Origin of the sequence: Marinicrinis sediminis (assembly GCF_042685085.1) — a bacterium.
GTDB classification, from domain to species: Bacteria; Bacillota; Bacilli; order Paenibacillales; family KCTC-33676; genus Marinicrinis; species Marinicrinis sediminis.
Genome location: NZ_JBHUMM010000007.1, coordinates 141,402 through 155,179, shown reverse-complemented (window position 1 = coordinate 155,179; position 13,778 = coordinate 141,402). Strand labels below are relative to the sequence as shown.

The window sequence follows — 13,778 nt, the reverse complement described above, 5'->3', positions numbered from 1 at the left end:
GGACGCTAAAAGCCGGCTTCTCGCTGCAGACGCTTGGCAATCTCCATAAAGTCCTCCTGCGAGATGCCCGGGGCGAACTCCTCGGGCAGATCGTCAAGTTCTGGAATCGGGCCTCCTTGTGGTGTACCTTGTATGACCTCAAGGGGCTGCCCGTCTTCGGGATGTGTTCCCTTCCATATGTATTTAATATCCTGGTAATCCTGATCACTAAACGTATACAGCTTGCGATGAACGCCCTGTGCCTCATATTTTCTGGCCATGTCAAATTTGGCATTGTCGAGATTTGGTATCGGGACCAGCTTCGTGATATTGACACCTGTCGCGATTTCCAGCGCCTTGGCATAGGCCACCACATGTACCCCGCCACGCACCAGCAAATACCCGATCATTTCACGGGCTACCGGATGATTGGTCATCTCATAGACCCGCATTTTATGTGTTCGCGCCCCGCATTCCAGAAAAAAGTTGTGCAGCAAATCCAAAATGAGATTGCCACTATTGAACACGTTGTCCCCTGACCATGATTTTCCCATGGAATCGAACGGAAGAGATGTCTGCGCCGAGGCGATGAAGTGATACGTATTGCGTTTGTCTAGCCCGTCTCTGAGCGGCGTGTTGTCTGGCGGGTTCGGATAGGTCGTGCCTGTCAGACACTGATTAATGGTATGGGAAACGAGCTCCACATGACCGAATTCTTCCGCCGTAATGCTGGAGACCAGGTCATAGAACGGCTTCAACTTCTGCTTTTCCCTGAAATTAAACGATTGATACATATAGTTGTTCAGCGTGGACATTTCCCCGAATTGGCCACCGAGCAGCTCCTGAACAGCCGCTGCTGCGTTGGCATCGGCATATTTCGATTCCGGCAGCTCAATGAGCAGTCGGTTCGATCTTTTGATCATGTTTCAGCCTCCTGTTGTCAGTCATCCTGTTTATATGTATGGAGGAGGGGTTGTCGATTATGTGTGATTAGAAGAGCACGAGGAGAAGGAAAGGGAGAACCCTGATCCGGCGGGGTACTGAACCAGGGCCGCAAGCAGACAACCAGTCTGATAGACTTTTCACAGATAGACTTTTAGACAGACATCCCCTAGACATTCAGACAGACACACAGTTAAGAACGGAGCGTCTTTCAGGTTTCCGGCATGACCCAAACGATTTGCGCGATGCGAACAAAAAAAGTCGAGGTGCCTTTCGGTTCCTGCAGCACAATGTGATCAGGCTGCACCTCTGCCAGCGTTCCGCGTATGGAGCCGCGCACCGTGTCCACCACAATCGATTTTCCTTTTACGGTCAGCAAGGTTTGATACACATAGGGATCGACCAGTGAGATGGGCTGAACAGGGGGTTGATAAGTAGAGGTCGCGGGTTGATTATACATCGGGTAGTTCCTCCTCTGAAGATGGGGTTCAGCCTATTTTATGCAGACGCCTCGGCAACGTGAATGGACGGCGAGTTGCAGGATATGACCAAAGTCATGCCGAGGTTATGACTCTCTCCACGTCTCATCATGACTTTCACCCGATATAATAAGGATAGATCAAGGAAAAAGATGGGTACATATGGAAGGGGAAGAGAAACAATGACATGGTTTACAAGGTGGGCATTTGGCAATAAGGCGGCCGTCATGCTGATCGTGGCGTTATCGCTTGTGGTGGGGATTTTCAGTTACGCGACCTTGCCGATGGAACTGCTGCCAGAGGCAGACAATCCACAGGTTACGATTACTACGATCGGTCCGTCCAAGGATGCACGAACAATGGAGCAGCAAGTGACAACTCCGATTGAAGAGGCCGTTCTATCGGTAAAGGGAAAGAGTGGAATGTTCTCTCAAACCGGAGATGGATTCTCGCAAATCAACATGAATTTCGATTCCAAGACCAATATGAAAGATGCCAAGGCCGAAGTGCAGGAAGCGATTGCGAGCTTGCAGTTCCCTGAAGGGGTCATGAACCCTTTCGTCTTGCAGCTCAACACGAGCATGATTCCTGTCGCTCAGATTACGCTGGCCTTTGAAGGCGGACTGACCGATGAGAATGTCAAGCGCGTAGAGGACACCGTTGTGCCGGCGATTCAGAAGCTGGATGGGGTCAGCAATGTCGTGCTGTATGGGAAGACCACTCCCAAGATTATGATCGAGCCGAACATGCAAAAGCTCACTGAATTGCAAATCCCAGTGCAGGCTATCTACAGTGTGCTGGAGGGCAAAGAGGTATCGGTGGCAATCGGCGAACAGAATATTGATGGAATGAGTGGAAATGTCAAGGTACAGGCCGAGGTTCAGGATCTGTCCACGCTGAAGAAACTGCCGCTTGTTCCAGGGGTGGTGCTGGAGGACGTTGCAAACGTTCGTACGACCAGCGGACAGGAATCCATCAGCCAATTGAACGGAAATGACATCCTGTTCATGATGGTTTCCAAGGAAGCCAACGCCAACCAGGTAGCTGTAGGACATGCGGTAGAGCAGCGATTGGAAGAGTTGAACGGGGACATTGAGGGCGCAGATTTCAACATGCTGATGAATACCTCAGATACCATTCAAAGCTCTGTTAATCATATGATGCAGGAAGTATTGCTGGGTGCGTTGTTTGCCACGATTGTCATCCTGCTGTTCCTGCGCAATTTCAAAGCGACGCTGATTACAGCCGTATCGATTCCGTTGTCGCTCGGCATTACGCTATATCTGTTGTCCCTGTCGGGCGTCACATTGAATATCATTACCCTTGGCGGGGTGGCGGTTGCAGTCGGAAGGCTCGTTGATGACAGTATCGTCGTCATTGAGAATATTTTCAGGCGCATGCAGAAGGAAGCATTGTCCAAAGAACTGATTCTGAACGCTACCAGGGAAGTGGCTGGAGCCATTACGTCCTCTACCATTACGACAGTTGTGGTGTTTCTGCCAATGGGTCTGTTGCGCGGATCGTTGCAGGACTTCCTGTTGCCTTTCGCCCTGACCGTATCTTATTCCCTGCTGGCCTCCTTGCTGGTTGCCTTGACCGTGGTACCGATTATGAGTGCCTGGTTGCTTAAAAACAGCAAGCTGAAGGAACATCAGCCATCCAAACGATTTGCTTCATTTTTGAAATGGAACCTGGATCACAAGTGGCTGCCGCTTGTCCTGTCCGTCGCCTTGTTTGTCGGATCGATCTGGGCGTATGCAGCCATGCCGAAAGGGGCACTCGATGCGTCGGATGCTACCTTTATGACCGCAGGCATGGAATTTGAGAGCGATACCCCTATTGACACGGTGATCGCCAAGGGACAGGAATTTGCCGCACTGCTTCAAGGGCAGGAAGGCGTCAAATATGTATTGATGGAGCAGGGCAATAACGCTGAGCTGGCACAGTGGGGAGAAGTCGATTCCCCGACCAACGTGACGCTGACGATGGTCATGGAGGAAGATGGCGATGCGCAGGCTGTCATCGATCTTATTGAAAACCAGAAACCCAATTATGAAAATGCCCAGCTCTCTGTAGGCCAGTTGAGCATGATGGGCTCGACTTCTACCAACATCAACATCGACCTGTTGGGCGGAACAGAAGAGGAGCGCAGGGCTGCTGCAGCGGAACTTGTGCAGAAGATCAGAGAAGTCGAGCATGTGGAGAAAGTATCAAGCAATATGGATGCGACCAAACCGGTCTTCTACTTCAATGTGGACCCGACGGCTGCCAATGCGCAACAGATTGCCATGCAGTTGCAAATGATGCTGAACCCGGTCCCGATTGGCAGCATTCAGCTGGAAGATGCAGAGGCGCAAGTATTGGTTGATGCGATCGTCAAGCCGAGCAGCCAGCAAGACTTGACCTCCATGCAGATTCAGACCGAGCAAGGTCTCGTACCGATTACCTCCGTGGCCAGCTTTGAGGAGACAGAGGAAGCCACCGTTCGTTACCACAAGGACGGCAAAGACTATATTCGTGTCAGTGCGTCAGCCGTAGCCGAACAGCTGTCTGTGGTTGGAGCAGATATGAACAAGATCGTCAATGACATGGAAGTAGCCGAAGACCTCGAAATTGTCGTAGGTGGAGCGTCTGCTGACCAGATGCAAGATTTGATGGATCTGTTCGTTACGATGTTATTGTCGATTGCGATCGTTTATCTGGTGATGGTCATGACCTTCAAAACCATTCGGGCACCTCTGGCTATCATGTTCTCGCTTCCGCTCGCCTTTATCGGGGCCGTCCTGGGTCTGATCATTACCGGGATCAATCCGGACTTTACAGCAGCCTTCGGGGTACTGATGCTGATTGGTATCGTAGTCACCAATGCCATCGTACTGATCGATCGGGTGAGACATAATGAAGAGACCATGACGATTCGGGATGCCGTTCTGGAGGCTGCAACGACCAGAATGAGGCCGATCCTCATGACCGCGATTGCAACCATTTGTGCGATGATGCCGCTATTGTTCATGAAAACGGAAATGGGCAACATCGTTTCCCAATCTCTGGCGATCGTCGTCATCGGCGGATTGACGACAGCCACGGCGCTAACTTTGATCATCGTTCCCGTCGTTTATGAAGGGCTGTACTTCCGCAAGTCGAAAAAACAACGCAAGGCGCAAGCCGCGCTCGCAAATGGCGAAACACACAGTGTGTAAGCCATTGTAGCAACCCGAATAAGCACAGCTCATGCAACATTTACGAAATCGAAATTAGTAGAATCAGAACATCTGCATCGCGTCATGGCTTCTGCAACAGGCAGAGCCATGGCGCTTTTTGCATCCCCGGACATTTTTCTTGCAGGCTGAGGGGCGGAAAAGAAGGGAAAGCCAAAAAAAGAGAGAAGTTTGTAAGGTGTCATTCATCGCAACATGAAATGAGGGTCAACATGATACACTATCATTCCTTTGTCAGACAGGTTGTCAAAAATTATTTGGTCGGCTCTTCCATCGCCGTCATTTTGCTCGGAGGGGCGTTTATTTTTTTCAGCGCCCGCATTGCGGCTTCAGAATTTATTTATTTGTTTTTTCTGATGATGATCTCGTGTACCGTGATGGTCACGATGGAATTGTGGTTTTTCCGAAAACATTTGAAACCGATCAAGGACGTTTTTGTCCAGTCTAACCCTTCATGGCAGCAGTTGAAGGAAGCGTATGTCCATATTCATCGCATGCCACTGCTGTCCATTTTCCGAATCTTTGGCCCGCATTTTCTTGGCATGTCCATTCCTGCCTTTTCCCTTTCCGCGCTACTCATTTATTTCGATCGATTGAATATCCCTTATTCGTATCTTGCGTTTGCCTTTGGCGGTGCCGTACTGATCGCTGCGATGCATGCGCTGGTGGAGTTTTATTTAACGACGCGCAGCATTCGCCCGCTCATTCAGCAGGTCCGCATACTGGGCGTTCATGAACATCAGCAGGAGCTGACCCTGGAGGGGAAAGTGCTCGTAAGCATGGAGAAAAAATTCCAGCTGGGAGCCTTCCTGGTCGGAACCATCCCCTTGCTGCTCTTTAGTCTGGCGGTGCAATTCCGATTGGCGGATATGGGGATCTCCACCGCGGCTACGTTTTGGATGTGGACCCTGCTCATGCTCATTATCGGCATCACCTTTTCCTTCTTCGGCTCCTGGCTGCTGACCCGTGATGTGCAGCATCCTATCGGACAGCTTTATCATGCCATGAAGCAAGTACAGGATGGGAATCTGGAACAGAAGGTGCCAGATCTCTACTCTGATGAATTTTCCCGTCTGGTAACGGGATTCAACCATATGGTCGATTCTATCAAGGATCGAAACCTGCAAAACCAGCAGCTGGTAGAAAGCTACATCTCCACACTCGCTGCTGCACTCGATGCACGTGACCGTTATACGGCGGGTCATTCCCAGCGGGTTGCCCAGTTTTCAGTCATGATTGGTCACATGCAGCGCATGTCCGATATGCAGATAGAGCGGCTAAAGCGCTCTGCACTCCTGCATGATATCGGTAAAATCGGCATCCGGGATTCCGTCCTTCTCAAGGATGGCAAGCTGACAGAGGAAGAGTACGAGCAGATCAAGCTGCATCCCGCACTTGGAGAAGACATATTAAAGCAGGTTCACCCGCAAGAGGCGATGGCCGACCTGCTGCCGGGGGTACGTTCACATCACGAGCGCTATGATGGTTTTGGATATCCGGACGGCTTAAAAGGCGAGGACATTCCGCTTTTCGGACGGATTATTGCCATTGCAGACGCTTTTGATGCGATGACGTCCGATCGACCTTACCGTAAAGGCATGTCGATGCAGCGGGCGCTGGACATCATTGAGCAGGGCAGCGGAACGCAGTGGGACCCGGTATTTGCACCCAGGTTCGTCCAGGAAATGCGTAAGAAACTGGAAGAACAGTCCTTTGTTTTATAGCAACCAGTAGCAACATACGATCAAGCAGGAGCATGACGTGAGCTTAACGCTTGCAAGCTGTTCATCACTGGGGATGACCTGTGTGGTGGTTAGTGAACGTGAACAAACGGTACCATTGATCTGTCACCATTTGCGAGATCGATCTGAAGTGGATTGTGAGATAGAGCGGAATAGAAGTTAATAAGAAATGAAACAGCAGTGGTTACAGGATAAGTCGTAATCAGAAGAAGTGAAAGTGACGAATAAAGGATTTAGCAGAAAGGGACTCAGAGGGAGTCCTTTTTTATGTTGTCTTGCATTTATAGTCAAGGCGCTGTTTTTTCGCTAGCTTTACAAATTTACAACGTGATTCGACACGCATTTACAATTTGTTTATGCTATCTTGATCTTCTCTTAATAGAATATCCCTACACTTATCCTGATAGAGATCGGATGTGGGAACATCTAACAAGGAGGAGTAACATGATCAGCAAGAAGATTCACAAAAGCTTGTCCATGATGCTAGTCATTGCGATGCTGCTTAGTCTGACGGTACCCCTGAATGGGACACCTGTCGTACAAGCAGCGGTCACCAATGGGGAGCAGTCCCCGATTTTGATTACCGAAATCTTACCGAATAACGAAGGAACGGATGTGTATGAGTATATCGAATTTGTCAATGTATCCGACAAGCCGATCTATACGTCCGATCTTGTACTTTGGTACAACTACTCGGAACTGGGCAAGGATCTGTCCTTGCAACCGAAAGAAGACACCTTCATTCAGCCAGGAGAAGTGATGGTGGCCTGGTATAATACCAGCAGCCTGACTCTGAATGATTTCAATGCGCATTACGGAAGCAGTGTAACCGAGGAGCAGCTGCTAGAAATAGATGGTGACGGCTTTACAGGCGTCTCCAATGGCGGAGATCGTGAATTTGCATTCGCCAATCATGCGGATGAATGGATCTCGCATGCCTATTACGAAGGAGCAGACATTGGCAGCGGCTTGTCCGCGCAATATCGCTTCAGCACAAATGGAATCAAAATGGAGTTGTATGCGCAGCAGGCAACCCCAACGCCAGGGGTTATTGATCCTGCCCAAATCCCAGCCTCTTCGCTGAGTTTGCCAAGTGTGGCAACGAATCATTCCGCTCCGGCTTCTATTCCTGCGAATGCGGATTATGAACTGAACCTGACCATTGACAGCAGCAGCGAAATTCAGGCCGCTGAAATCCAGATAAAATCCGATACCATGCCGGCCTCTGAACGCATGCCGATGCAGTTGCAGAACGCCTCTGTCACCGGCGCGGTTTACACGAGTGACTATCAGGTAGTGGTGCCGAAGACGTACTTCGAGAGTGCCAGCCAATTGCAATATGGGATTCGCATGGTAACAGAAGCGTACGTCGCCTACGAACCCGATCCAACAAGTTCATATGTGGTGAATGTGACCGGTTCGGTCGTCAATGTGGCGCCGACAATGACGCATACCCCTGTAGATCTCATCAGCAGCACCGATGATCTTACGTTGTCCGCTACAGTGGAGGATGCAGAAGGGGATGCCATCGTTCAACCAACTGTGCATGTCCAGGCGGGTGCAGAGATGCCGTGGACATCCTATGCGCTAACCTCCGTATCCGGCCATGTGTATGAAGCCCATATCCCGTCTCATACGATTCTTCCCGGGGAACTGAGGTATTATCTGACAGCCGAAGACGATCTGCTTAATGAAGCGCGGCATCCGGCCGCCGCCGACACGTATCATCAGGTCGAGGTGACGCATCCGAATGTAACAAAAGTCAACCAGATGCCAAAGCTGCTCATTACCGAACTGGTACCCGACAGCACCAATACAGGTTCTGCGGACGGCTATGAGTTCATAGAGCTGTACAACAATACAACCCTTGATCTGCAACTTCAGGATTATCAGATTCTCTACCGTTATCCGGACGACAAGCCGGATCTGGTATGGGATATCACGGTAGACAAGATACTGCCGAGCCAGCAAACCGCTGTCATCTGGATGGAGAACAGCAGCAATCAGACGGAAGATACGGCTGCATTCAATGCCAATTATGGCACCGCACTGACAGATGCCCAGTTGTTCAAGCTGGCCAGTGACGGCATGGCCAATGGCAGTGAGCGAACCTTGATTGTGGCTGATGATTTCGGCAATGAAATCTCAAGTGCTGCTTACAATGATGGTGCTGAAGATGATACCGAGTCCGATCGGGGCATTGTGTACAAATACGCGCCGGATCAATCGAGCATGATCAAGGCAGGGCTGAATGAGCGTGCGACCCCAGGCAGCATCATGAGTGGACAGGTGCCAGCCCAGGCCGTCGATCTCGCTGCAGACATGGTGGCGCCGGTCATCCATCATATACCTGTTTCAACCGAATTGTCGCTCGAACAGGATTGGACGATTTCTGCAGACATGACCGATGACCGCAAGGTCGAGGGGGCACTTGTCTATTACCAATTGCATGACAGTCTTCCTTTTCAATCAGTTGAAATGAAGAAAGTGGCGGGTACAGAAGCGTCTTATACCGCAGACATCAAGCGCAATCTCTTATGGAGTGCTTCTGTTCGCTATTACATCGAGGCTTCTGATGGTGTGAACCTGGTGCAGAGCGATGTCCATACGACTACGCTTGAACAGCAGGAAGCGAGTCATGAAGTGATGCCACACCTGCTGGTAACCGAAGTGGTGCCGGATTCAACAAATGTAAACGGCTTGGACGGTTATGAATTTATAGAAGTCTACAACAATACGGATCAGCCGCTTTCTTTCAAGGATTACGTCATTCGATACCGCTATCCGATGGATGGACCGGAAGCTGACTTGCTGTGGGAACCCGAAACCGATGTACTCATTCCATCAGGCGAAACACTGGTGTTCTGGATCATCAACTCCGGCAATGGCGATCTGACCGTTGCAGATTTCAACAGCAACTATGGAACCAGCCTCGTTGAAAATGAAGACATCGTGCGTGTCTATTCCAACGGCATGGCCAATGGCAGCAAACGAGGTCTCATCGTCGCTACCCATACAGGATTCGAGGTGTCAGCAGGCTACTACAACTTGATTGAAGGAATTGATGACACCCAAGCGAACAAAGGGATCGTATACCGCTACCCGGCCAATGGCTCCCAAGACATGCTCAAGGTGAGCAGTGGGGAATTGGATGCGACACCTGGCAGTGTGATAACGATTCAGATTCCGGAACAGCGGGTGCCTTTGCTGCCGGATACAGAGGAACCTGTGTACACTTTCGAACATATGCCGGAGCACATTGGGGAAATGGAAAACCTGGCACTTGTGCTCAATGCCCAGGATAATCACCAAGTCAAAACCGTCTCCATTCACTATCGGGTAAATGGAGCGGGTGCATACAGATCTGAATACGTACGTGAGAGTTACGAAGATAAACGCTATTCTTACACAATCTATTATCCTGAATATTATCAGCAGCCATATATCGAGGTGTACTACACGATATCGGATGGGTCCAACACCGTGACCACTCCGGTGCAGACTATTCAGGTTAATCGGGCAGAAACGGCGCTCCCACTTCGCCTTAACATCCAGAATGACGAGATCGTACAGGGCAATGTCATGCTCAAGGCCACCTCTTCCGATGTGCAGCCAGAGCAAATCACGATGACCCTTGACGGTGAAGTGATGAATACGACGACGAGAGCGATGGAATCGGATGCCTACTTCGTGTTTGACATGAAGAAATCCAATCTGTATTTCAAGAACGGTGTCACGATTGGCGATGAGATTCTGCACATTTTCGATGACACGATCAATGAATATGTGACCCTATCCGTGCCCGTTCCTGCAGACAAGTTGCAGGTGGGCAGCAATCTGATTGCCGTCCGCTCCGGTACGAAGCTGTCTCCGTTCGATGCCAATCCGGAAGAGAATCGGGATGACTTCTATATGAAGAATGTCAGACTGCTGCTGGCAGACGGCACGCTGCTGCGTGATCCCGCCTATGCAGACCCGAACGAAGAGTTGACGATGGGAGATGGCGGCGGGGCTACGGCCTTTATTGAATTTGATTTCAATCTGGCAAGTGAAGCCTTCCAGGCACAAGCCTATGCATGGGATACGACACAAGCAGAAGACGGTCCCCATGTGGTAACTGCGATGGATGGTGTAAACGCGGATGTGACAACGACTTTCTTCGTCGATAATACCGCTCCGGTTGTAACGCCGAGTGTGGAAGAAGGACGCGTTTACAAGGGAGACATCCTGCTTGATGCGGAGGTGACCGATGCGATCTCCTCTATTGCCAATGTGACGGCTACTCTGAACGGAGAAGCGATTACGCTGCCGTATGAGACCTCCTCAGCTGAACTGACCGCTGGCGTACAGCAATTCTACATTCATGCTGCGGACACAGCGGGGAATGAGCAGGAGATGACCATTCACTTTACGGTAGACGCAGAGCATCCGGACATGCCGGTTGTCATTTCACCAGCCCATGGTGCGACAGGCATCGGCAGCAGTGCGGCGTTGTCCGTACAAGTCTCTGATCCTACTGGCGACCAGATGGATGTTCATTTCTACCGTGGTTTCCAGATGAAGCCGGGAGAGGCAGAAGTGAAGGTTTATGCCAATCAGGTGAAGACCGAGCCGCCTGCCATGCTGCATCCGGACGGAGAAACCTGGCTTCAGGCTCAGCAAATCGAGCTGCTTGAGGCCAGTGATGATCAATATGTCACGACAGACAGTGTCGGGGATTTCCCTTATCATCGCTTCGTTGTGGATATCGATTCCGCGGTAAGCAGTCAGGATGAAGTCGAACTGAAGTGGGAAGGCCATTCCCTGACAGGTCGTAAAGTCAGCATGTATGTATGGCAGCCGCAAGCAGGCAAATGGGTGATGGTGGCAGACCATATTGCGCAGGATGAAGAAGACTTCACCCTCATTGGCAACGTACAGGCAGGAGACGCGCTGCTGGATGGTCAAATCCATGTCATTGTACAGGATGAGATTCCAGCATCACCGGCAGAATACGATTATACGCTGGTCTGGATCTCGGATACGCAGTATTACTCGGAGAGCTATCCCCATATTTTCGAGAACCAGATGCAATGGATTGCAGACAATGAGGAAGAAATGAATATTCAGTATGTGTTTCACACCGGTGACCTGGTCGATGAAAGGGACGAGGAATACCAGTGGCTCCATGCCGATGAATACATGGGTATTCTCGATGACGCCCATATCCCTTATGGCGTGCTGGCTGGAAATCATGATGTGGGTCACAAGGAAGGAGACTATGAAGCCTATTCCCGCTATTTCGGTGAACAGCGCTTCAAGGACAAACCATACTACGGCGGCTCCTATCAGGATAATCGGGGGCATTATGACCTAATCTCAGCTGGCGGCAATGATTATGTCATGGTATATATGGGCTGGATTATCGGACAGGGAGAGATCGACTGGATCAATGAGGTCCTCAAGCAGCATCCGGATCGCATTGCCATCCTGAACTTCCATGAATATTTGATGGTGACCGGGTCCCGCAGTCCGCTGGGCGATCAGATCTATGAGCAAGTTGTGGTGCCCAATCCGAATGTGGTAGCGGTACTGAGTGGACATTACCATGACAGTGAAACGAAAATCGATCAGATCGATGATGATGGAGACGGTCAGCCGGATCGTCAAGTCTATCAGATGCTGGCAGACTACCAGGGTGGCCCGCAGGGTGGACAGGGATATATCCGTCTGTTGCATGTCGATCAGGATCAGAATCGCATACTCGTCAATACGTACAGCACGCTGCTGGATGATTACAATTACTATGATACGGCAGACTATCCAGGGAAAGATGAATTCATAATTGAGCTGGATTTGCAGCCGAAGGAGAAGCGGGTCGCAACCGATACATTTGAAGCCAATGTGTATACGAAGTCCATGATGGATACGGTTGAGAACGTCGAGAGCGGCGCACAAGCCGAAGTCGTCTGGCACGGATTAAAGGACAATCAGGAATATGGCTGGTATGTCATGGCTGAGGATGATTTTGGTGGTAAAATACGGTCGGAAGTAGCTACGTTCATGACACGAAAGCATACATCGGATTCCGGTTCTTCTCAACCAGATACGAATGAAGAGCAAGAACGCGAGCAACCGGTGAATGGCAAGAAGCAGGTAAAAGTAAAAGCCGACCCCCAGTCAAACGGCACGATCGTTTTACCAGAGGCATCCTTGCTGGAGGAACTTGAACGAGAAGACGTCAATGAGCTTGAAATACTCATCGAACAGCTGCAAGATAGCACTGGAAATGAAGAAATACAGCCGCAGGTTCGCCTTCAGTTTGAGAGCAGCCTCTTGAAAAAAGCGAAAGAAAAGAAAAAGAATCTGACGCTGCGTACTGGACAGATCGAGATCAAGATTCCGGCTGGATTGTTCGGTTCCGTCCTGGATGAGATCGGAGAAAATACCGATATCGTGCTCCAGGTTGCCACCCATACGGAGGAAGGCAAAGCGGAAACCAGACAAGCTGTAGCCGGAAACGCAGCATATGAAGCGACCGACATCGTCATCGATCTGACGTTTGCCATGCAGCACGAACAGGCGCAGGGAATGTCGAAAGAAGAGGAAGCGCAGTGGACAGGTAGCTTGAATCAGTTTGAGGAACCGATCACCGTTTCGTTCAAACTGACCGATGATCAATGGGCGCAGCTGGATTCGCGATATGCTGGCGTCTACTATGTGAACGGTGATCAGGTTGCATATATGGGTGGTACGATCGAGAACGGTCAAGTCACATTCGAAACCAATCATTTTTCCACCTACACGGTTTTGGAATATCACAAGCAGTTTGCAGATCTGTCGTCCCACTGGGCAGAGCAAGCCGTGGAAGAGCTGGCAGCCAAATGGATCGTCTATGGCGTCAATGAAAGTGAATATGCACCGGATGTCAACGTCACCCGCGGGCAACTGGCGGCGCTCATCGCACGGGCACTGAAGCTGGATACGGAGTCTGCATTCAGCACGGCCTTTGAAGATGTTCAGCAGTCACGATATGATGCGGACGCCATTGGCGCCGTGGCTCAAGCCGGCATCATGCAAGGGTATGGAAGGAGCTTCAGACCAGATGACGCCGTCACCCGTGAGGAAGCGGCGGTCGTACTGATGCAAGCTTATGTGTATCGCCACGGAGCTGCCCAAGAGACGGGGCAGGATGCTGCGTTCCGGGATGCGGAATTAATTTCCGACTGGGCATATCCATTTGTCCAGCAGGCTGCACACCTGAACCTGATTGAAGGGACAGGTGACGGGCAATTCGAGCCAGCAGCCGATTTGACCCGCGCCCAGGCGGCCATGCTGATCTGGAAATGGTTCAATCTCGAAGAATAGAAGAATAAAAGTTGCACCGAGCTATTGTACAAGTCGCATGTGTATAAATCGGCGCGATAGATGAAGAAACA

Annotated in this window: 5 protein-coding genes; 3 read left to right on the top strand and 2 right to left on the bottom strand. The window is 50.5% G+C overall.

Going from position 1 to position 13,778, the window contains the following annotated elements; all coding sequences use genetic code 11:
• Positions 1-5: 5 nt before the first annotated feature.
• Complete coding sequence (locus ACFSUC_RS04710; RefSeq protein WP_379928331.1) at positions 6-902, bottom strand: manganese catalase family protein; 897 nt, start codon at positions 900-902, stop codon at positions 6-8.
• A gap of 230 nt (positions 903-1,132) precedes the next feature.
• A complete protein-coding gene (locus ACFSUC_RS04705) occupies positions 1,133-1,381 on the bottom strand; it encodes a YuzF family protein (RefSeq protein WP_379928330.1) in 249 nt (82 codons plus the stop codon).
• 201 nt (positions 1,382-1,582) lie between these two features.
• Here ACFSUC_RS04705 and ACFSUC_RS04700 point away from each other — a divergent pair, with 201 nt between their 5' ends.
• From ACFSUC_RS04700 to ACFSUC_RS04690, 3 genes are all read left to right on the top strand, one after another.
• Positions 1,583-4,600: an efflux RND transporter permease subunit gene (locus tag ACFSUC_RS04700; RefSeq protein ID WP_379928329.1), complete on the top strand. Its 3,018-nt coding sequence runs from the start codon at positions 1,583-1,585 to the stop codon at positions 4,598-4,600.
• A 230-nt stretch (positions 4,601-4,830) separates the two neighbouring features.
• On the top strand, positions 4,831-6,342 hold the full coding sequence (locus ACFSUC_RS04695; protein WP_379928328.1) for an HD domain-containing phosphohydrolase: 1,512 nt from the start codon (positions 4,831-4,833) through the stop codon (positions 6,340-6,342).
• 462 nt (positions 6,343-6,804) lie between these two features.
• Entirely contained in the window at positions 6,805-13,707 is a 6,903-nt protein-coding gene (locus ACFSUC_RS04690) for an S-layer homology domain-containing protein (protein WP_379928327.1), read from the top strand.
• The last annotated feature ends 71 nt before the right edge of the window (positions 13,708-13,778 follow it).

Bases quoted from the DNA above. Each gene is read 5' to 3' on its own strand.
- ACFSUC_RS04710 (WP_379928331.1), bottom strand. From the start codon at position 902: ATGATCAAAAGATCGAACCGACTGCTCATTGAGCTGCCGGAATCGAAA.
- ACFSUC_RS04705 (WP_379928330.1), bottom strand. From the start codon at position 1,381: ATGTATAATCAACCCGCGACCTCTACTTATCAACCCCCTGTTCAGCCC.
- ACFSUC_RS04700 (WP_379928329.1), top strand. From the start codon at position 1,583: ATGACATGGTTTACAAGGTGGGCATTTGGCAATAAGGCGGCCGTCATG.
- ACFSUC_RS04695 (WP_379928328.1), top strand. From the start codon at position 4,831: ATGATACACTATCATTCCTTTGTCAGACAGGTTGTCAAAAATTATTTG.
- ACFSUC_RS04690 (WP_379928327.1), top strand. From the start codon at position 6,805: ATGATCAGCAAGAAGATTCACAAAAGCTTGTCCATGATGCTAGTCATT.